14 protein-coding genes, 3 pseudogenes and 1 other annotated feature are annotated in these 21,141 nt (G+C 44.1%); of the genes and pseudogenes, 9 read left to right on the forward strand and 8 right to left on the reverse strand.

Annotated features, from left to right (window positions below):
- Nucleotides 1–5: 5 nt before the first annotated feature.
- Complete coding sequence (locus tag BWI76_RS03200) at nucleotides 6–2,339, forward strand: primase-helicase zinc-binding domain-containing protein (protein ID WP_004136096.1); 2,334 nt, start codon at nucleotides 6–8, stop codon at nucleotides 2,337–2,339.
- 860 nt (nucleotides 2,340–3,199) lie between these two features.
- On the opposite strand, the gene BWI76_RS03205 is transcribed toward BWI76_RS03200, so the two are convergent.
- A protein-coding gene (locus BWI76_RS03205; RefSeq protein ID WP_177916616.1) for an IS3 family transposase occupies nucleotides 3,200–4,440 on the reverse strand; the annotation gives its coding sequence in 2 pieces (ribosomal slippage) (nucleotides 3,200–4,125 and nucleotides 4,125–4,440; 1,242 coding nt in all).
- Nucleotides 4,016–4,132: a sequence feature (AL1L pseudoknot), on the reverse strand. Its footprint overlaps the gene before it by 117 nt.
- A gap of 63 nt (nucleotides 4,441–4,503) precedes the next feature.
- On the opposite strand from BWI76_RS03205, the pseudogene BWI76_RS03210 reads away from it, so the two are divergent.
- Both BWI76_RS03210 and BWI76_RS03215 read left to right on the forward strand, forming a co-directional pair.
- A pseudogene (locus BWI76_RS03210) lies at nucleotides 4,504–4,659 on the forward strand (integrase core domain-containing protein); the annotation flags it as partial.
- 258 nt (nucleotides 4,660–4,917) lie between these two features.
- Nucleotides 4,918–6,018, forward strand: a complete 1,101-nt coding sequence (locus BWI76_RS03215) for an AarF/UbiB family protein (protein ID WP_004136092.1) — start codon at nucleotides 4,918–4,920, stop codon at nucleotides 6,016–6,018.
- Between the two features lie 79 nt (nucleotides 6,019–6,097).
- On the opposite strand, the pseudogene BWI76_RS03220 reads toward BWI76_RS03215, so the two are convergent.
- The 7 genes and pseudogenes from BWI76_RS03220 to BWI76_RS03250 all read right to left on the reverse strand — a co-directional run.
- A pseudogene (locus tag BWI76_RS03220) lies at nucleotides 6,098–6,621 on the reverse strand (Tn3 family transposase); the annotation flags it as partial.
- A gap of 429 nt (nucleotides 6,622–7,050) precedes the next feature.
- Nucleotides 7,051–7,857 carry a TrmB family transcriptional regulator gene (locus BWI76_RS03225; RefSeq protein WP_004136090.1) on the reverse strand — a complete coding sequence of 269 codons (807 nt, stop codon included), beginning with the start codon at nucleotides 7,855–7,857 and terminating at the stop codon, nucleotides 7,051–7,053.
- 48 nt (nucleotides 7,858–7,905) lie between these two features.
- A complete protein-coding gene (locus tag BWI76_RS03230; RefSeq protein ID WP_004136089.1) occupies nucleotides 7,906–8,811 on the reverse strand; it encodes an ROK family protein in 906 nt (301 codons plus the stop codon).
- A complete protein-coding gene (locus BWI76_RS03235; protein ID WP_026055970.1) occupies nucleotides 8,808–10,604 on the reverse strand; it encodes a glycoside hydrolase family 13 protein in 1,797 nt (598 codons plus the stop codon). Before BWI76_RS03235 ends, BWI76_RS03230 begins: the two co-directional genes overlap by 4 nt.
- A gap of 14 nt (nucleotides 10,605–10,618) precedes the next feature.
- On the reverse strand, nucleotides 10,619–11,452 hold the full coding sequence (locus BWI76_RS03240; protein ID WP_004136085.1) for a sugar ABC transporter permease: 834 nt from the start codon (nucleotides 11,450–11,452) through the stop codon (nucleotides 10,619–10,621).
- A complete protein-coding gene (locus BWI76_RS03245) occupies nucleotides 11,453–12,736 on the reverse strand; it encodes a carbohydrate ABC transporter permease (protein ID WP_004136084.1) in 1,284 nt (427 codons plus the stop codon).
- A gap of 2 nt (nucleotides 12,737–12,738) precedes the next feature.
- Nucleotides 12,739–13,968, reverse strand: a complete 1,230-nt coding sequence (locus BWI76_RS03250; RefSeq protein ID WP_004136083.1) for a maltose ABC transporter substrate-binding protein — start codon at nucleotides 13,966–13,968, stop codon at nucleotides 12,739–12,741.
- A gap of 419 nt (nucleotides 13,969–14,387) precedes the next feature.
- Here BWI76_RS03250 and BWI76_RS03255 point away from each other — a divergent pair, with 419 nt between their 5' ends.
- From BWI76_RS03255 to BWI76_RS03280, 6 genes and pseudogenes are all read left to right on the forward strand, one after another.
- Complete coding sequence (locus tag BWI76_RS03255; RefSeq protein ID WP_004136082.1) at nucleotides 14,388–15,428, forward strand: hypothetical protein; 1,041 nt, start codon at nucleotides 14,388–14,390, stop codon at nucleotides 15,426–15,428.
- 20 nt (nucleotides 15,429–15,448) lie between these two features.
- Nucleotides 15,449–16,456, forward strand: a complete 1,008-nt coding sequence (locus BWI76_RS03260) for a UDP-3-O-(3-hydroxymyristoyl)glucosamine N-acyltransferase (protein ID WP_004136081.1) — start codon at nucleotides 15,449–15,451, stop codon at nucleotides 16,454–16,456.
- 91 nt (nucleotides 16,457–16,547) lie between these two features.
- Nucleotides 16,548–17,027 carry a hypothetical protein gene (locus BWI76_RS03265; protein ID WP_004136080.1) on the forward strand — a complete coding sequence of 160 codons (480 nt, stop codon included), beginning with the start codon at nucleotides 16,548–16,550 and terminating at the stop codon, nucleotides 17,025–17,027.
- 107 nt (nucleotides 17,028–17,134) lie between these two features.
- A complete protein-coding gene (locus BWI76_RS03270; RefSeq protein ID WP_004136079.1) occupies nucleotides 17,135–18,265 on the forward strand; it encodes an ABC transporter ATP-binding protein in 1,131 nt (376 codons plus the stop codon).
- A 236-nt stretch (nucleotides 18,266–18,501) separates the two neighbouring features.
- Nucleotides 18,502–20,469, forward strand: coding sequence for an alpha-amylase family glycosyl hydrolase (locus BWI76_RS03275; protein ID WP_016809084.1), 1,968 nt, complete (start codon nucleotides 18,502–18,504; stop codon nucleotides 20,467–20,469).
- Between the two features lie 294 nt (nucleotides 20,470–20,763).
- Nucleotides 20,764–21,090, forward strand: a pseudogene (locus BWI76_RS03280) (helix-turn-helix domain-containing protein); the annotation flags it as partial.
- Between the last annotated feature and the right edge of the window lie 51 nt (nucleotides 21,091–21,141).

A 21,141-nucleotide genomic window follows, 5' to 3' on the forward strand; every position in this document is an offset into this window, starting at 1 on the left:
AAACCATGAAAATGAACGTAACGGACACCGTAAAACAGGCGTGCGGCCACTGGCCGCGCATTCTCCCGGCGCTGGGAATGAAAGTGATAAAAAACCGCCATCAGGCCTGTCCGGTGTGTGGCGGGGCTGACCGGTTCCGCTTTGACGATAAAGAGGGGCGCGGCACATGGTTCTGTAACCAGTGCGGCGCCGGTGACGGCCTTAAACTGGTTGAGAAGGTGTTCGGCGTGTCGGCCTCCGAGGCCGCCGGGAAGGTGAACGCCGTCACCGGCCACCTGCCACCGGTGGCCCCGGAGGCGATAGCAGCCGCAGAGGCTGAGACTGAAGCCGACCGCAAAGCAGCGGCCGCGCTGGCCGTCAGACTGCTGGAGAAAACTCACCCGGCTACCGGCAACGCCTACCTGACCCGCAAGGGCTTTGCCGGTCGTGAGTGTCTGACGCTGACCGCGTCTCACAAAACCGGCGGCGTGGCCTACCGCGCCGGTGATGTGGTGGTGCCGCTGTATGACGAGTCCGGCGTGCTGGTTAACCTCCAGCTTATTAATGCTGAGGGGCTCAAGCGCACCCTGAAGGGCGGGCAGGTCAAAGGCGCATGCCATCTCATCGACGGACAGAAACAGACGGGAAAACGCCTGTGGATAGCGGAGGGCTATGCGACGGCCCTTAGCGTGCATCACCTGACCGGAGAAACCGTCATGGTGGCGCTGTCGTCCGTGAACCTTCTTTCTCTGGCGAGCCTGGCCCGTCAGAAACACCCGGCCTGTCAGATTATCCTCGCCGCCGACCGTGACCTGAACGGCGACGGCCAGACTAAAGCGGTAGCTGCCGCTCAGGCCTGTGAGGGCGTTGTCGCCCTGCCGCCGGTGTTCGGTGACTGGAATGATGCGATGATGCTGAAGGGGGAGGACGCCACGCGGAAAGCCATTTATGCCGCCATCCGGCCAGCGGCACAAAGCCCGTTTGACACCATGAGCGAGGCGGAATTTACCGCCATGGGCGCCAGCGACAAGGCCTGGCGGGTGCATGAGCATTACGGTGAAGCGCTGGCCGTGGACGCCAACGGCCAGCTCCTGTCCCGCTATGAAAACGGCATCTGGAAAAATATCCCGGCCGCCACTTTTTCACGGAGTGTGGCTGATTTATTCCAGCGCATACGCGCCCCGTTCTCGTCGGGGAGAATCACCTCTGTGGTGGAGACCCTGAAACTGATTATTCCGCAGCAGGATGCACCAGCACGCCGTCTGATTGGTTTTCGCAACGGGGTGCTCGACACCCAGAGCGGTCTGTTCAGCCCGCACAGCAAATCGCACTGGCTGCGCACCCTGTGTGACGTGGATTTTACCCCGCCGGTGGAAGGGGAAACGCTGGAAACCCACGCGCCGAACTTCTGGCGCTGGCTCGACCGGGCGGCCAGTGGCAACCCGACAAAACGTAACGTGATTCTGGCCGCGCTATTTATGGTGCTGGCGAACCGCTACGACTGGCAGCTCTTTCTCGAAGTCACCGGCCCCGGCGGCAGCGGGAAAAGTATTCTCGCCGAAATCGCCACGATGCTGGCCGGAGAGGATAACGCCACGTCAGCCGATATCGACACGCTGGAAGACCCGCGCAAGCGTGCCTCCCTGATTGGCTTCTCACTGATACGTCTGCCTGACCAGGAGAAATGGAGCGGTGACGGTGCCGGACTCAAGGCCATCACCGGCGGCGATGCGGTCTCCGTTGACCCGAAATACCAGAATCCCTACTCGACACATATTCCGGCGGTGATTCTGGCCGTGAACAATAACCCGATGCGCTTCACCGACCGCAGCGGCGGCGTGTCACGTCGCCGGGTGATTATCCACTTCCCGGAGCAGATAGCCCCGGAGGAGCGCGACCCGCAGCTCAGGGATAAAATCGCCCGCGAGCTGGCCGTCATCGTACGCCAGTTGATGCAGCAGTTCAGCGACCCGATGAGCGCCCGCGCCCTGCTCCAGTCGCAGCAGAACTCCGATGAGGCGCTCAGCATCAAACGCGACGCTGACCCGACGTTTGATTTTTGCGGCTATCTGGAAGCGCTGCCGCAGACCAACGGGATGTTCATGGGTAATGCCAGTATCATCCCGCGTAATTACCGTAAATATCTCTATCACGCGTATCTGGCCTATATGGAGGCCAACGGCTACAGGAATGTGCTCAGCCTGAAAATGTTCGGACTGGGACTGCCCATGATGCTGAAAGAGTACGGGATGAATTATGAGAAGCGGCACACAAAGCAGGGGATACAAACCAACCTGTCGCTGAAAGAAGAAAGCTACGGCGACTGGCTGCCGAAGTGCGACGAACCCACCGCAACTTAACCTGTCTCAGACCGGCAACAGCCGGTCTTTTTGTATCTGTCCCTCCCTCAAGGGTGAACAATCCACTGTTCACCCTTCACCGTATGTTCACCCTGTATCACTATGAAAGTATTAATAAAAAACCAAAGGTGAACAGTGTGAACAGTTAAACCCAAAAAAACTTTTTACCCCCCCCCTCATCACCATCGTATTGCGGTGATGTTCGCCGGAAACAGGCCAGAGATGCGCTGAGGTGAAGAGTTGACTGTTCACTCTTCACCAACTAATCACCATCTATCACTATGATATTAAAAAGAAAAATAAGGAGGTGAACAGTGTGAACAGTTAAATGCAAAAAAACTTTTTTATGGTATTTGAGTTCCGGTTAGGATCCGGGTTTCGGATCCTAACCGAATGGGGCGTTAGTCTTTAATTAGATAGTAATATCAAACAGCTAAGTTTGATATGGTCGCAAAAATGGTTGGGGGCACAAAAGGGGGCATATAATTTATGGTTTATATATTATCTTTTTGATTTCATTAAGTTACGACATGATTTGAGTCCGGCCTTCGCACCATACGATGCAATTAAGTCGCCTAAGGGCGGCTTTTTTCATTTCTGAAATCAGCTAGATACTCTAAATTCTGTTCGTTTCTTGTTCTCATAATATCTGATGGTATCTGTTGGCATATCGCATGATACAGGATACCGATCCGTATATCGGAAGTTCGATTTTAAGTGGTATACGGTTTTGAGCAATGTGAGCGGTTGAAAGAGGTAAAAGCCTGGAAGGTGGGGACGTCAGGGATGTGCCAAGAGGGGCGCTGTTAAGTCCGCACTGAACCGCCCCGGTTTTTTTGGAGAGTGTTTAGTCCGGAAGCTCAGGCTGCCAGATCATTATTTGTACTGGTAGCATAATAAGCTTTTTCGGCTTCTACCGGCGGTATGTGTCCTAGCCGTTCCAGTAACCTTCGATTGTTGAACCAGTCCACCCACGCCAGTGTCGCAAGCTCCACTTCCGTGTGGTTTTTCCAGCTTTTACGGTGGATCACTTCCGCTTTGTAAAGGCCATTGATACTCTCGGCCAGGGCATTATCGTAAGAGTCGCCTGTACTGCCTGTCGACGCCAACAGCTCCGCCTCCTGCAGCCGCTGGGTGTACGCCAGTGACACGTATTGGGAGCCCTTGTCCGAGTGATGGATTGTACCTGAGGGGCGACGTGCCCACAGAGCTTGTTCCAGAGCATCCAGCACGAACCTTGCTTCCATCGACGATGAGACCCGCCAGCCAACGATCGTGCCTGCGAACACATCGATGATGAACGCCACATAGGCGAAGCCATGCCAGGTGCTAACGTACGTAAAATCTGCACACCAAAGCTGATTGGGACGTTCTGCCACAAACTGGCGGTTTACCAGATCCGCTGCTGCCGCTGTTTTACGACCGATCGTGGTCTTGATGACTTTGCCACGGAGTACGCCCCGAAGACCTATTATTTTCATCAGGCGTTCAACAGTACACCGGGCGACGCTAAAGCCCTCGCGGAGCAACTGACGCCAGACTTTTCGTGCCCCATAGACACTGTAATTTTCTCCGTAAACGCGTTTTATCTCCTGGATGATTTGAGCATCGCACTTTTCTCGTTGGCTACATTTCTCAGGATGTAGCTGGCGTTGCTGATGCCAGTAATATGTCGACGGGGCAATATCCAGTTCGCGACATACCGGCCCGACCCCGTGTGTACCACTCAGACGCTGCATAAGTGGCATTATTTTTTCCAGTGGCGGTCGAGCTCCGCCTGAGCAAAATAAGCTGAGGCCTGGCGCAATATATCATTGCTGCGGCGTAGCTCCCGATTTTCACGCTCCAGTTCTTTTAAACGCTGGCGCTCATTGGTGCTCAGTCCACCATCATCAGTGCTGACGGGGCTGACACCACCACGGACATCATTTTTATGCTGACGCAACCAGACTCGTAGGGTGTCGTAATGGCACCCGATTTTTGACGATATGGCACGAATGGCATCCGGCTCAGAGTCATACTCATCACGGTGTTCCAACAACATTCTGACAGCGCGCTCACGCAGTTCAGGGGGATAGCGTTTGGCGGATTGTGATTTCATTTTGGGTCTCCTTTCACTGAGAGTTTAGTCTCCAAGAAACCCGGTACGGTTCATAGATCATGCCTGTTCAGAACACTGAATGAAGCACGGGAAATTACCGAGCGCTGGCTGATGGAATATAACGGCGAGCGACCTCATGAATCTCTGAATAATCTGACGCCGGAAGAGTACCGGCTGATGGCTGAAAAACCGGAACTCTCAAAAAGTGCGTGGAACTAAAACAGGTGTGCTTACATTACGAGCTAGAGTAAAAAAAGGGTCAAGAGCAGTGAAGCGCTATGAGGCGAATAAACAGGCTGCTAAAACCCACCGAGGCTGACAACATCTGTCCCGACCACTTCCCTATGCCCCTGGCTTCCTCCGCTGGTGCGCCACCGCTCAGCCTGAAAAGGCAGTCGGAGGTAGGATGTTTTTACTACCGCTTTCAGGTGTTATAGCGCGGTACGTTCTCGATGCCGAAAGATTCCCGGAGACACCATGAACCTCAGACAACAGCAACAGCAGGCGTTTGACCGCAGCGGAGAAGCCCTTATTGTAGGCGACGTCAGCCACTGCCCGCTGCCACCGGAGACCCTCGCCGCGCTGGGCCCCGATTCACCGTATGTGGTGCAGGTATACGGTTCTGGCCTGACCGGTGAGGTTTACCGGTTGCGCATCGGCTGCGAGGAGTATAATTTAAAAAAACGACGCGCTGTCGCTGGCGTTGCCAACCTTAACGGCCAGCTGTCGTTTTTAAATGAAGTGCAGAGCCGGCAGGCATTGCAGCGGCTGAAGGATAACCCTGTCACCGCCCCGAGCTTCGCCCACATCGTCCCAACGCTGTATGCTGATTATCGTCTCGGCATTCTTCTCTCTCCGTGGATCGATGGCGAGCTGATTCACCAACTGACCCCGTCGCTGATCGCCCAGCTATTTACTACCCTGGAAGCTTGCGAAGAACAGGGGTTGATGGAGTGGGATCTTTGTAATGGAAATCTGTTGGTGGACCGGGAGGAGCATCTGTGGCTATTCGATTTTGGCTATATGTATCCCTTCGATCCGCTCAGGGAATTCAACAGCAACGGTCTGGCCGATCCCCTTTTTCACTTTGTCGAGCGCTTTGAGACCCGCTTCTTTTTTAACTGGCTGATGACCCAGGTCCCCGGCGCGGAGCAGCAGCTGGCGCACTATCGCGATTTGAAGCGACTAGCGGTTGAAAGCTACCGGCGTAAGCTCGCCTGGCTACGCGCCCGGTGGGCTGCCCCGCAGGTGCAGGCTCATTTTCAGCAGATAACGGCACGCTGGGAATCAGCGCTGGCGGACTCTGCCGCGCTGAGCCAGTTATTTTTCCTGGAGGCCTTCCGCTCCCACGTACTGGATATCGAAGATGATCTGCATGGCCAGTCTTGTACCTTGCTCACCTTGCAACGCATTGACTGGGTTATAAACCAGATTGAACACCATTATCGCTTTATCGCCGATAAAGGCGGCCTGTTTTACGACAACGAAGGGAAATCAAAGCAAGTGCTGCTCAGCAACTATGCGCAGAAGCGGCAACAGGCGCAGCGGTACCTGCTGAACGCCTCCACGGCAGGTTAGCTACGCTCGCGCCCCTGCTTCTGCTTCGTGCTCTAGTCATTTTGAGACTGGCTCCTGTCAAAATCGATTTAGAATACTGCTATTTTGAACTGGCGAGCAATGCATCCAAGCCAATAATTTCACGACTGCTCTGAAGGTATAATGTCAGTTCAACAAAATGTGCTCCCAAGCCACCGGTAATATCCGGGTTAGTGCCTCAATACCCTTGTCACTGTTTTCGGCTTCCAGACCATCCTGCAATCGTGACAGGATCGCTGAGATGTAATAAACGATCTCGTTGGAAATCAGCCGCCCGCACCGATTACTGATGTCTGCTTCAATGTCATTTTTCCCTGTTAACTCTTTCTTTCCACCGACTTTAGCGATGGCGGCACGTAGCTGGTGATAAGATTCAATCCAGTTCAGGGAACGCCGGATGTTGCGTTCCAGCTGCGGATCGCGCAAATATCTTAGCGTATAGGTGTTGCGTACCAGCCGGTCATATTCAAATACCGCCTGTCTTGTCGGATACGCCGTTGTATATGTGCACAATTTACGGATCAGCGTTCCCTGAGTCATTTCCTTCATCTCGAGCGTGGCGACGATACGCTCGAGATTGCTTTTTCACGGGTGATAAGGTCTTCGCCACTACACCTGCAGAATCTGGAGTTGCGCAGCCATCGCATTAAGCTGATTTTTGCTATCTTAATTCTCGACATGAAGCCTTGTAATATCAGCTAATGTTTGCTCAAGGTTACACCCTGCATCAGTATAAATCTGGTTGAAGTCTTCAACGGTATTCATAATTCAATCTCATGAGTGCCTATCTTCGCCGGATAAGTAAGCTACATAGTCCCCTAGCTTATACAGTATTGCTTAACTTGAAGGCAATCGTAAGCCTTTAGTGGGTGCCATATTGCTAGTTATTTATCGGAAAAGCCAACGTCCACTGCAGGAGTTCATCAACTTAGTTGGCAGGCCTGTCGCCAGAACGTAGCCAATAAAACAGTTGTAATCAATACTCGCAGGATATAAATATACTGCATCATATTCTTACATTTTTTTTGATGATATCGATAGTTCATCATTGACCATATCATTTTCAAGCTCATGAACGGTTAATATCCGGCATTTTCTTTCCGGTGCCATTTTTTCGTATTCAGTTAGATAAATATCACTATGAATATGTTCAGCCATGATTTTAACTAGTAATTTGTTATTGGTATATAAGCCATGTGTTTCTTCCCGATGGGAAAGCATTAGAGCATTTTTCATATCAATCACTAGCATGAAGCGATGTGATGGATAAATCTTTTCATCTATTTCAAATCGAGAGTACAATTCGATAGATTCATGTGGTAGCGCGAGTCGGTTAAATGAGAACACGATAATCCGAACCCCGCGCTCAACGGCATTAATGAGTTCTTGAGCAATGAGTTCAAGATGGAAGTCAGTGTTCAGGTAAACTTCGATTTGAGCCAGTTCGAGCATTTCTCTGGCTTTTTGTAGTGAATTATCAAAACCAGAGACGTTATATATGAACTCTTTCTCTTCCTGTAGCATCATACGTGAGAGTTCTTTTTTTAATACATTGATGTTTTCAATGGTTTGCTTTTCTATGTTGCTGAAAATAAGCTCGGGAGATTTTGCTTGATACTCTTTAGTATTGCCATCGGCCATAAAAATGAAGCCATTTTTATATAGACTATCAATTGATGAGTAGACGCTAGAACGTGATAATGATATTTCTTTTGCTATCTTATAGCCGCTAGAACGACCGTTTTTTAGCAAGTTGATGTATACATTGGCATCTGTCTTTGTAAAGCCAAAACCCATAAGTGTTTTTACCAGTTCGTTCATTAACATAACCTCACATGCAACATAGCCCGTCTGTTAGTTTATCATTACTTACAACGCAAGGGTAGAGGTGTATTGCGCCTTTTCCTTATTAGCCATCGCCGCATCATAGGCAAAACGATATTCTTCATAATTTAAGCGAATTATTTCTGGTAGATAATTATTTGGACAGTGTCGGCTTAATACACTTTTTAGACTTAACGGAAAGTCTGAGTGTATTGTTGCTAATCCACTGAGCACTAACAATCTAGGTTTAAAAACCATTATTGGATCAAGTAAGGCTCTGGCTAGTTGATCCATCCACATTCGGTAGACTTTTTGCGCCCATGCATCACTGCCATCAACTCCCTGAATTATTTCTAAGGCACTCTTCCGCTGAAGAGAGAACTGAAAATACTGTCTTTCGATCCCGGATGTCGAAATGAATTGATGAACGCATCCTATCCCGCAGCATTCGCAAACCGGAGATATACCATCAATGAGTGGCTGATAATTTTTCAATGGGAGATGAGCCCAGGAAACATTTATTGCATGGTCAAATACGCTATCATCGTTGTATTTATCGACTACACAAAGTTCACAGCCAAAATCAACGACAATACTCATAATATTACCTTTTAGCCCTGATAATAAGGACGTATCTAGGTTTTGTAAAACAACAAGTGCTGGGCCGAAAGACTGGCAATGAATACCAGTCTTCTTATCTATAGCCATTTCGAAAAAATTGGTTATTCTATCTAACGGCCCCCAGCGGGACACGTTGCTTTGCATAATGCTGATACCGACAAAGTCAATATTTCCATAGGTCCGCTGGATACTAAAAATCATATGTAATACGGTATCTACACTTTGCTGGCAGTCTATTGGTGTTAATACCTGAGTACGATAACAAACTTCACCATCGTCTATTAACACGCCACGTATCCAGTCAATCGCAAGTGAGATACCGAGTTTCATGATATGATGTCCTTATGGTCCAGACCGATAATATAAAACCCAAAAGGTGTCAGAGATAGTGTTCTGCCCTGATAATTAATAGCTAAAGATTCATCACTATTATTAAGGAGGAAATGTACTTCTCCTCTGCTAAAAGCGACAACTGCCGGATGGTCGACATTATTCCAGTGTATTTTAGGATCATTCCATTCGGAATGTTTTTTCCTCCATAGAATAAGATCTTTAATAAATGACTTAAACTCTAAATCCTGCTTTTGTTCATCCCATATCATACATTTACGATTATCTTCCGATCCCATTGCTCTGCTGCCATTCATACCAACTTCGCTACCGTAATAAATACAAGGAGAACCCACCTGACTAAACATAAAGAGATAGGCTAACCGGGCTTTACGTTTATCATTACCACACAGACTTAATAAACGTGAAGTATCATGGCTTTCAAGAAGATTAAACATAACTTCATTAACGTTACGTGGATAGCAAAGATAGGCATGGGTAACAATATCTATAAATGTTTTTTTGTCATATGCTTGTAAAGCGAAATAGTCAGTAGTTGCTTGCATTAGAGGATAGTTCATCAAGGAGTCAAACTGGTCTCCGCGCAGCCATGGCATGCCTTCATGCCAAATTTCACCGAGAATATAACAATCAGGTTTTATGCTTTTTACCGTTCTACGGAAAGCTCGCCAAAATTCGTGGTCGACTTCATTGGCAACATCAAGGCGCCAGCCATCAATATCAAATTCTTCAATCCAATATCTCGCCACCTGCAGCAGATAATCACGACAAGCGGGGTTTTCAGTATTAAGTTTAGGCATTTCAATAACATTACCAAAGGTTTCGTAATTGAAATTACGGAAATCCCACTCATTTTTATCACCAGATGGGTATACCGGGAATTTTTTAATCCAGAACCAGTCTGCGTAAGGTGATTTATCACCATTTTTTACAACATCTAACCATAATGGTGATTGATTACCAATATGATTAAACACTGCATCCAGCATGACCTTCATTCCTCGTTGGTGAGCTTTTTGCACCAATTCTTTAAACCGATCGTTGCCACCGAAATGGGGATCAACGTTAAAATAATCTACGGTATCATATTTATGGCTAGCGTTAGCCGTAAATATGGGACAAAGGTATAAACCGTTAACGCCAAGATCTTGCAAATAATCAAGTTTGTTAATAATGCCCTGCAAATCACCGCCCATAAAGTTTTTTGAATCTGGAGGCGTTCCCCACGGTTGTACGTTTTCTGGCGATATCGATGGATCGCCATTGCAAAATCGTTCAGGAAAGATCTGATACCATATTGTTTTTTTAACCCATTCTGGCGTAGAAAGTACATCACCTGGATTGATATAAGGGAAGCAAAAAAAGTTGGACAAGTTACTCAGTTCTGTCTCTGCTACAGGTGGTTTACTTATATCAACACAGCGTCGTTCACCAAATAATAATTTTTCCCCGTTATTTCCGTATAATATAAAACCATAGCGGCTACGTCGTTTGCACGGAGTAAATGCGGCAAACCAGTGGTCATAGCTCTCGCTTTGTCCCTCTTTTTCCATGTGAACTTCGTTGCCGCCGCTCCATCCATGCGCGTCGCTGCCGCCAAGGTTTCCACCATCTAGGCCACCTTCCTCCCATTGATAGGGATCGCCGATCCACAGAGAGACTTTCGCGACCTCGCCTTTGACTGTGCGAAATCTAATATGTAGGGTTTCTTTATTATAAGCGTAGCTATCGGCACTCTTTGCGGAGTGGCTTAATGAACTAATTGTAATCATATCTTATCCTGATCTTATTCTTTTACCGCACCGCTAACCAGTCCGGTAGTAATATGTTTCTGTGTAACAATGAAAAGTAACGTTATTGGTACAGCAACTAATAATGCACCAGCAGCAAATAGCGTAAAGTTTTCAGCTGAGTTGGAGGATATCCAGCTAAAGATACCAATTGCCAGAGTCATTTTATCTTCACTGCGTAAAATTAGAGTTGGTAAAATAAAGTCCATCCATGGGCCGGTGAATGAAACCAATGCCACAAATACGAGAATAGGTTTAGCAAGCGGTAATATAATTTCAAAAAATATAGTTAGATGCCCTGCACCATCAATTTTTGCTGCTTCATCCAATGACGTAGGGATTGCATCAAAATAACCTTTAACCAGCCATGTCATAAAAGGTAGGGAACCAGTAACGTAGACTAATAGCAAACCAATGTATGTATCAATTAGATTCATCTTTGACAATAAGATATAAATTGCGGTCATGGAAAGAAATGCCGGGAACATCTGTAACACTAAAATGCTCATGAGTATTTTTTTTTTGGCTTTGAAACGATATCTTGAAAAAATAAATGCCGTTATTGTTACTACTACCAAAGAAATAAGCATGTTACAGGTTGCGAGTATAAAGGTGTTTTTGTACCATTTTAAATAAGGCGTTCCCGTAAGTAGATTATGGTAATGTTCTAATGTAAATGATATTTCAGTAAAACCAGAACTAAAAAGATTGTTCCCAGGCTTTAGCGATGACATAACTGTCCATATTACTGGCCCAAGGACAACAAGTGCATTTAATAATAAGAAAAGATAGACTAAAATCGTCATTATCTTGCTAATAATGTTTCTCATTTACATCCCCACATCTTCTTTGAATGATTTCATTCGCCTAAATTGCCAGATCGCAAATATCGATAAGAACAGGAAAATAATGATTGAGATGACAGAAGCAATTTGATATTGCTGAAAATCAAGGGTTAATTTATAGATCCACGTAATCAAAATATCAGTATGTCCGGCAAAGCGATATTCCGGGTTTATCGGCCCACCTTCTGTTAGCAGGTATATTGCACCAAAGTTATTGAAATTATGTGCAAAGGTCATAACCAATGAAGGGGCGACCTGGTGCAGAACCATCGGTAACGTGATTTCACGGAACTGTTGGAATTTACTAGCACCATCCACCTCACTTGCTTCGTATAGGTCACGGGGAATATTGGTCATTGCTCCGGTGATTAGCAGCATAAAGTAGGGAGCGCCAACCCATACACTTACCGCAATTACAGTCATTTTAGCTATTAATGGATCGGAAAGAAAACCAATTGAATCAATACCCCAGCTATTTAATGTACTATTTACTGGACCAATTCCATTCAGAAGCAGACGGAAAATAAGCAGGGTAACGAACGCCGGGATCGCATAGGGTAAGATGAATACGACTCGCCAGGCTTTCTTCGCTATAATTTTTTTGTTTTCTAACGCGAGGGCTAACAGAAATCCAAAGCTACAAGTGCATAGAGTTGCAAAAAAAGCCCATAGCACAGTCCACACACCAATACCAACGAACGTTTTAGACCAGATCCGAAGCTCAAAGAGGGTAATGAAATTCTTCAATCCGACCCAATCAACAAGATTTTTAGGTGGGATATGATGAGGAGCCGAGTAGTTTGTTAGTGATACCAAAACGGTGATGATCATCGGCATAATAATAAAGGCAATGCAGGCAATAAATGCCGGAGCCAACATGATAGTAGCAAAACGATTATCGTAAATCGTTCGTAACTGTTCCGTAAAGCTCTGATGGCACTTTTCACATACCTGCGCATCCTTAATATTTAACCAATAAACAAAAATTGAAAAAAATAAAAAAATGAATGCAACAACACCTTCAACCAACATAAAAATTGAATTGTCACCAGCTACAATATCAAACCCACTACGTGTTTGGGCCACGGTGCCTAAAGTGATGAGTCCCTGCGTTGCGTTGAGTAATAAATTGATGTTGCTAATAACTACAATCTGGAATAATAAAAAAACGGAGCCTTTTATCCAATGACCAGAAATGAGCTGCGTAGCGCCCATAATAAGAAAAGATGCCGGAAATATACGCATGCTTTTTCCCTCAGACAATAACATAGTTACTCCTGAAATTTGATTTGCTCATCAATGATATTACGAGCACGGTCAAGTGCTGCTTTTGGCGTTTGGTCATTGATCCACATATCGGTAATCGCATTTGCCAGTGGGGACCATAAATAACCCATTTCCGGAATAGATGGCATGGCATCAGAGTGAAGCCCTTGTTTAATAATTGCGCTCGTCGCTTCATTTGCAGTTGGTAGGATTTTGTTCATCAGATTCGGTACCGGAGGTATAGATTCTGTCATCTCATAGCGTTTCATTAACATTTCATCAGATGAGAGATAGTCAGCGAAAAGTTGTGCCGCCTTAGGCGATTTACTATAAGAAGAGACGACCGCCAGGCGAACCGTAGAAAACGAACGTGGCTGTTTTCCTTCAAGAGTAGGTATGGGAACAACGCCAAAATTAATTTTACTGTTGTTATATCCCTGGATTGCCCATGGACCGTCGATGATGGCAGCTACTTTGCCTTCAGAAAATAAGCCTCGACGCACCTGTGGATTACGCATATCTACCGGATTAGATGGGTTTGCAGTTTTAAGTCGTTTCATCGCTGCAAGCCCTTTTTGGGCTAATTCGGAGTTGATTCCTAGGTCCTTGACGTTTGTCCCTTCCTGACCAAATTCGTAAGCACCATACAGGGTTAGAAACATTCTTGACTCATAATAGTTTTGTACATCCCATAACAAGGTATATTTATTTTCCTTAACATTATTAAATTCAGCACTTAGCTGGATCAACTCTTCAAATTTATCTGGCGGCAACCGAAGGATATCCTTGTTATAAAATAATGCGACGGTTGCATAACTTACTGGAAAACCATAATTATTTCCTTCATAGCGTGAAGCATTTATTGCATTAGACATAAATTTTTTATTTATACGTTCTGCCGAGATCAGATTTTCCATTACGCCACCGGCAACAACCAGTCGGCCTAAAAGATCGTGCTCGATTTCGGCAACGTCAGCAACGCGCGTGGATCCACCATCCTGTATCATTCGCGAGGCGGCATCTATTGGCGCCAATCCCCTAAACGTAAATCTTACCTGGCTGTTATATGTTTTATTAAAGTTTTCAGCAGCATATTTCATATAATCTAGCGTAGAAATATCCGTCCATATTAGAAGATTTGCTTGTTTTTCAGGTGCAATACTCTCTCCCCAAGCTGCGGGAACAAGGGCCGTCAGACCGAAGAGCAGAACAGCGTCTAACAATTTTATTTTCATAGTTACTCATTTTAGTAGTACGTAGTGTACCACTATGATGCATGCGTCCTTTTTTATGTCAACATGCGGTCTACCCAGATAGGTTTATTTGTGATGTTTGTCAAAAAACATCAGATGTTTGAACAATTTTTGTGATTCTGTTCTCCATTTTTTAGGTATGAATCCAGTCCCTTATTGGCAGCAAAAAATAGGCTAAAAATGATATCCTGAATTTAATAAAAACATAAAACGTGATTTTGGTCACAATTTTATCGAAAGATTAGTGACTTGAATCTCGTTTACGTTATTGCCATGAGGAAAAAAAAATTAAATGAGAGAAATTTAATAGGCGTCCATGAGGAACTACTAATCATGATAAAATTTAACGCTATCCCTCAGCATTCTCTTCCGATGTTGTGATAGCTGAATAAGGAAGCACTATGAAAAAAAAATTACTCTCTGCCTCTATTGCTCTTGCTCTCACAGCGCCCGTACATTCATTTGCAGCCAGCGATCAGCGTGGGTACAAACCTGAAGACGTCGCTTTTGATGAAAGTTTTTTTTCGTTTGGTGGCCATGTAGGGACTTCTGTTGAATATGAAGATAAGGTAACTCGTGGTTTCAATAACACGGATAAAAAGGAGAAGACGATTACCAATGAGGTTTTCAACTTTTTTTATAACAATCCACAATGGAATTTTATGGGTTTTTACTCTTTTAAAATAGAAAATAGAGAGCAAAAGGAGCCTGGTTATTATGAGAATGAAGATGGTATTAAGCAGCTTTTTTCATTGAATAAAGGTCATGATCTTGGTAACGGTTGGGCTACTGGTTTAATTTATGAGCTAGAATATACAAGAAGTAAAGTTTATTCTCCGGATGTTAGTGGTCTACGTAAAAACCTTGCCGAGCACAGCATTAGACCATATTTAACCTACTGGAATAATGATTATAATATGGGATTCTATTCTAATCTTGAATACCTTTTGAGTAAAGAAGATCGCAATGCATGGGGGAAAAGGCAAGAGCAGGGATATAGTGCATTGTTTAAACCCTACAAGCGTTTTGGTAACTGGGAGGTCGGTGTTGAATTCTATTACCAAATTAAAACTAATGATGAGAAGCAACCAGATGGAACCATTAATGAGAAAAGTGATTTTAATGAAAGATATATAGAGCCTATTGTTCAATATAGCTTTGATGATGCCGGCACGCTGTACACGCGGGTACGTGTCGGGAAAAATGAAACTAAAAATACTGATCGTAGTGGTGGCGGTAATGCTGGCATTAACTACTTCAAAGACATTAGAAAAGCTACCGTTGGTTATGAACAATCAATAGGTGAAAGTTGGGTAGCCAAAGCTGAGTACGAGTATGCTAATGAAGTTGAGAAAAAAAGTCGATTATCAGGATGGGAAGCTAGAAATAAGAGCGAGTTAACACAACATACCTTCTATGCTCAGGCACTATATCGCTTTTAGTCTTAACGTAAGGGGCGTTTATGTTCAGTGTTATGGAAATCGCCACTCTGTTATCCGGGAGCTATACCGGTGATGGAGCAATTCGGGTTAACTTTATACGGCCAATTCGCAGTCCTGATGTCGGCGGCCTGGCTATTGTTTTCGCCAAACAAGACTTGCAATTCTTATCTGGCTCACATGCTGACGTGCTGATAGGACCTGATGAAATACTGGATAGCCCAGCGAAGGCACATATTGTTATCTCACATTTGGATGTTGAGCGCCTTAATCTTTTTCTTCGTTCTTATAAAGTAAAAAGGTTTCATCTCAATGATCAAGGGAATACGTCGGCACTCTCAGATGTTTATATTGGAAAACATTGCCAAATTGGTGATGGCTGCATTTTTATGCCTGGTGTGAAGATCATGAATGGGGTTATTATTGGGGATAATGTTGCTATCCACTGCAACACTGTTATTAAAGAAGGAACTATCATCGGAAATAATGTAACTATCGACTCAAACAATTCGATTGGTAACTACAGTTTTGAGTATATGGCTTCAAGAAATGGTAAGTATCAACGAGTAGAAAGTGTGGGGCGAGTCATTATTTACGATGATGTAGAGATCGGGAGCAACAATACAATAGATCGTGGAACATTAGGTAACACGACGATTGGTCGGGGAACTAAAATAGATAATCAGATTCAGATTGGACATGACTGTCATATTGGTGAAAACTGCTTAATAGTATCACAGGCTGGGTTTGCCGGTCATACAACTCTTGGTGACCATGTTATCGTACAGGGACAGGTTGGGACCTCCGGCCATATAGCGATTGGTAGCCATTCTATTATCAAGGCAAAATCAGGTGTAAGTCACTCCTTCCCTGAGAATAGCGACTTATTTGGTTACCCGGCAAAAGATACCCGTGCTTATTACAAAAACATTGCCGTTCTTAACATTTTAACAAAAAATCATCAATTTAAAAAAAATCGATCTATATCGGACACATGGAGGAATCGTTTTTTTAATTTTTTAAACTCCTAAATTTTGAAGAGAATAGAATTTTATCGTGCCAGTACTTAGTCACTGACGTTTTTCGTCATTGTCCACAAATTTTTGAAGGATGGTATTTGTTATGAAACGTTTAAATTTAATTATTGCTGCCGTATTCACTATGCTTTATGCCTCTGCTGTTTTTAGTACCTCAGTTAACGCACAGGGTTCCGCTGATAATCCTTTCTATAATTGTGCTCTGCCTTCCGTTGACGAGCGTGGACCGATTCGGCCTTCTTTATATGTTGTTGGTACCTTTCCTGAAGGACAATGGATTCAGCAAGAAAACCGTAAAATGCTCTATAAAGGCAATGGTATATATCAGTTAGTTATAGATGAAAAAGCCGGTAATCTTAGCGTTCAGTTCGCTACGATGAGCTGGAATCCGCAATTCACTGCAGCGGGTCTGGAGTTAACAGTTGGACAAGTTAAGGATCTGAAACGAGCAGGTTTTGCAAAAAATACAGCAGTAACGTTACCAGTTGCTGGCCGCTACGTCTGGACGGTCAAAATTGCTGAAGATAAAAAGCCACTTCAGGTTGCCGTTGCACAATGTAAATAATTAAGCTGCTTCCAGCAGAATAGTAAACATACGTCGTGGCTAATATTTGGACGATGGTAAGTATAGTCTTGTTAGCCACAGATGTCTTTCTTCTTATGGGGTAAATCATGGCAACGGTTAGTTTGCGGAAAATTGAAAAAAGATATGAAAATGGCTTTAAGGCTGTCCATGGTATCGATCTCGAAATCCATGACGGTGAATTTATGGTTTTTGTCGGGCCTTCCGGTTGTGCGAAATCAACAACTTTGAGAATGATTGCCGGTCTTGAAGATATTAGCGGAGGCGAAATTTATATCGGAAATAGAAAGGTTAATGACCTTCCGCCCAAAGACCGTGGTATTGCCATGGTTTTCCAAAACTATGCACTTTATCCGCATAAAACCGTTTTCGACAACATGGCTTTTGGTCTAAAAATGCAGAAACGACCTAAGGATGAGATTAAACGCCGGGTTGAAGACGCGGCCGAAAAACTTGAAATTACCGAACTGCTTTATCGTAAGCCGAAAGAAATGTCGGGCGGACAGCGCCAGCGTGTCGCTGTTGGCCGGGCGATTGTACGTAAACCTGATGTTTTTTTATTCGATGAGCCTTTATCAAACCTTGATGCCAAGCTCAGGGTATCGATGCGGATGAAAATTGCCCAACTACATCGTTCTCTGAAAGAGGAGGGGCATCCTGCTACAATGATTTATGTTACTCACGATCAGACTGAAGCGTTAACTCTAGGAGATCGCATTTGTGTTCTTAACCATGGGAATATCATGCAGGTTGATACACCTACTGATCTTTATAATTATCCTAATAATAAGTTCGTTGCCAGTTTTATCGGTTCACCATCAATTAATTTGATAGATACTGCTATCCGTAAGAATAATGAGAGGTTGTATGTTGAAATTGCTCCTGGCGTTGAAATATTAATTCCACATAGTAAGCAAGTGTTGCTTGAAGGTTATATTAATAAGCCTGTGTGTTTTGGTATTAGACCAGAGCATATCTCTCTTGCTAGCGATGATGATGACCTTAATACCTTTGAGGGAGTTTTAACGGTGGTTGAAAATATGGGGAGCGAAAAATTTTTATATTTTATCGTTGGTGGGAAGGAACTTATTGCCAGAGTTGATACACAAGATATTAATCCATTTCATATAGGGAAAACTTTAAGATTTAATCTTAATACTGCCTTTTGTCATGTTTTTGATTTCTATAATGAGAACAATCTGACAAATGTAAGAGTGTGATTTTTTCTTAGCTCACCTCATCACAATATATCACCACTGCACTGCAAAATATACGTGTGTAGTGGTTCCTGAATTCACGATCCTTATGAAGTCGCTTTTATTGACGCTTCGATTATTTTCATCTCGCGTTGTAGTTGTAGTTGTAGTTGTAGTTGTAGTTGTAGTTATTTTTCAATTTAAGTGGAGTTAATATAAAGTAAAACTAATATTTTCACTAACTTTATTAGGACTAGATAATGAAAAGAAACCGTTTTTTTAATACCTCGGCTGCTATTGCCATTTCGATTGCATTAAATACTTTTTTTTGTAGCATGCAGACGATTGCTGCTGAACCAGAAGAAACTTATCTTGATTTTCGTAAGGAGACGATATATTTTCTATTCCTTGATCGTTTCAGCGATGGAGATCCAAGTAATAATGCAGGGTTTAATTCTGCAACCTACGATCCTAATAATTTAAAAAAATATACTGGAGGAGATCTCCGGGGGTTGATTAATAAACTACCCTATTTAAAATCACTTGGTGTTACTTCAATCTGGATTACTCCCCCAATCGATAATGTGAATAATACTGATGCTGCTGGCAATACTGGATATCATGGTTATTGGGGAAGAGATTATTTTCGTATAGATGAACATTTTGGCAATCTCGATGATTTCAAAGAACTGACTAGTTTGATGCATAGTCCTGATTATAATATGAAACTGGTTCTTGATTATGCCCCTAATCATTCGAATGCTAATGATGAAAATGAATTTGGTGCACTATATCGTGATGGTGTGTTTATTACTGATTATCCTACAGATGTTGCCGCCAATACGGGCTGGTATCATCACAATGGTGGGGTAACGAACTGGAATGATTTCTTCCAAGTGAAGAATCATAATCTATTCAATCTATCAGACCTCAATCAATCCAATACTGATGTCTACCAGTACTTGTTGGATGGTTCTAAATTTTGGATCGATGCTGGTGTGGATGCTATCAGGATTGATGCCATCAAGCATATGGACAAGTCTTTTATACAGAAATGGACCAGCGATATTTATGATTACAGTAAGTCTATCGGCCGGGAAGGATTTTTTTTCTTCGGTGAATGGTTTGGTGCCAGTGCGAATACTACAACAGGTGTTGATGGTAATGCTATCGATTACGCCAACACTTCCGGGTCAGCGTTGCTGGATTTTGGATTCCGCGATACTTTAGAAAGAGTTTTGGTAGGACGTAGCGGAAATACAATGAAAACGTTAAATAGTTATCTGATAAAAAGACAAACAGTCTTTACCAGTGATGACTGGCAGGTTGTTTTTATGGATAACCATGATATGGCACGCATTGGTACCGCTCTGCGTTCAAACGCCACTACTTTTGGTCCTGGAAATAATGAAACCGGTGGAAGTCAGAGTGAAGCTTTTGCTCAGAAACGTATAGACCTCGGTCTGGTTGCGACAATGACTGTACGTGGTATTCCTGCCATTTATTATGGTACTGAACATTATGCCGCTAACTTTACCTCTAACAGTTTTGGTCAAGTTGGCAGTGATCCTTACAACCGAGAGAAAATGCCAGGATTTGATACGGAAAGTGAGGCTTTCTCCATTATTAAAACACTGGGTGACCTAAGGAAAAGTAGCCCGGCAATTCAAAATGGAACTTATACTGAACTATGGGTTAATGATGATATATTAGTATTTGAGCGGCGTTCTGGGAACGATATTGTTATTGTTGCACTTAATCGTGGTGAGGCTAACACAATTAATGTTAAAAATATAGCGGTTCCTAATGGGGTATATCCGAGTTTGATTGGGAATAATAGTGTTTCAGTAGCAAATAAACAGGCAACACTAACACTTATGCAAAATGAAGCTGTTGTCATTCGCTCACAATCAGATGATGCGGAGAACCCTACAGTACAAAGCATAAACTTCACATGTAATAACGGTTATACGATTTCAGGTCAAAGTGTTTATATTATTGGTAATATACCTCAGTTAGGTGGTTGGGACTTAACTAAAGCGGTAAAAATATCACCGACACAATATCCACAATGGAGTGCGAGCTTAGAGCTTCCTTCTGACTTAAATGTTGAATGGAAGTGTGTGAAACGTAATGAAACCAATCCGACGGCTAATGTTGAGTGGCAGTCTGGTGCAAATAACCAGTTCAATAGCAATGACACACAAACAACGAATGGCTCGTTTTAATTAAAATTTAGTGGACCAGCGTTCCAATCGATGGTCCACTATTCGTACTCCGGCCATAATTATTTTTGACTAATACTCTTACAAATTTTCAACCTAGGCTGATGTGACTACATATTTTTGCTGTACGCGGACCTGGTCGTCTGCGTCTATTTAGAGTGAAGATGTATATCCATTTCACCCTCACGAAATACTAAATAGCTGCGCCAAATAGTAGATCATTTTAAGGGAACTCAGCCCGGATTATGCGATCTGATCAATCGCCAAACCAACCATAATCACCAACCGGACTAAGCGATGTCGATCATAGCACCAATACCCCGTACCGAACGACGCCTGATGCAAAAAACTATCCATAAAACTCGCGATAAAAATCATGCCCGCAGGCTGACCACTATACTGATGCTGCACCGAGGAAGTCGTGTTTCCGACGTCGCCAGAATACTTTGCTGTGCCCGTTCGTCCGTGGGACGCTGGCTCAACTAGTTTACCCTGTGTGGCACTGAACGCCTGATATCACTGCGTACGGGCCGTGAACCCCAGTGGCCATTTGAGCAAATTTGTGCACTTCTGGTACAGCTTGTCAGCCGTTCTCCCGCTGATTTTGGCTATCTACCCGACCGCAGAGTGGTAGCCATTGGTGATAAGCTCCATCTGCATGACAACGCTCAGTTT

Source organism: Klebsiella sp. M5al (assembly GCF_002090195.1).
Classification (GTDB): Bacteria; Pseudomonadota; Gammaproteobacteria; order Enterobacterales; family Enterobacteriaceae; genus Klebsiella; species Klebsiella grimontii.

What these genes read in the sequence shown, in the direction of transcription:
- BWI76_RS03200 (WP_004136096.1), top strand. Translation starts at nt 6, where the DNA reads ATGAAAATGAACGTAACGGACACCGTAAAACAGGCGTGCGGCCACTGG.
- BWI76_RS03215 (WP_004136092.1), top strand. Translation starts at nt 4,918, where the DNA reads ATGAACCTCAGACAACAGCAACAGCAGGCGTTTGACCGCAGCGGAGAA.
- BWI76_RS03225 (WP_004136090.1), bottom strand. Translation starts at nt 7,857, where the DNA reads ATGAACGAACTGGTAAAAACACTTATGGGTTTTGGCTTTACAAAGACA.
- BWI76_RS03230 (WP_004136089.1), bottom strand. Translation starts at nt 8,811, where the DNA reads ATGAAACTCGGTATCTCACTTGCGATTGACTGGATACGTGGCGTGTTA.
- BWI76_RS03235 (WP_026055970.1), bottom strand. Translation starts at nt 10,604, where the DNA reads ATGATTACAATTAGTTCATTAAGCCACTCCGCAAAGAGTGCCGATAGC.
- BWI76_RS03240 (WP_004136085.1), bottom strand. Translation starts at nt 11,452, where the DNA reads ATGAGAAACATTATTAGCAAGATAATGACGATTTTAGTCTATCTTTTC.
- BWI76_RS03245 (WP_004136084.1), bottom strand. Translation starts at nt 12,736, where the DNA reads ATGTTATTGTCTGAGGGAAAAAGCATGCGTATATTTCCGGCATCTTTT.
- BWI76_RS03250 (WP_004136083.1), bottom strand. Translation starts at nt 13,968, where the DNA reads ATGAAAATAAAATTGTTAGACGCTGTTCTGCTCTTCGGTCTGACGGCC.
- BWI76_RS03255 (WP_004136082.1), top strand. Translation starts at nt 14,388, where the DNA reads ATGAAAAAAAAATTACTCTCTGCCTCTATTGCTCTTGCTCTCACAGCG.
- BWI76_RS03260 (WP_004136081.1), top strand. Translation starts at nt 15,449, where the DNA reads ATGTTCAGTGTTATGGAAATCGCCACTCTGTTATCCGGGAGCTATACC.
- BWI76_RS03265 (WP_004136080.1), top strand. Translation starts at nt 16,548, where the DNA reads ATGAAACGTTTAAATTTAATTATTGCTGCCGTATTCACTATGCTTTAT.
- BWI76_RS03270 (WP_004136079.1), top strand. Translation starts at nt 17,135, where the DNA reads ATGGCAACGGTTAGTTTGCGGAAAATTGAAAAAAGATATGAAAATGGC.
- BWI76_RS03275 (WP_016809084.1), top strand. Translation starts at nt 18,502, where the DNA reads ATGAAAAGAAACCGTTTTTTTAATACCTCGGCTGCTATTGCCATTTCG.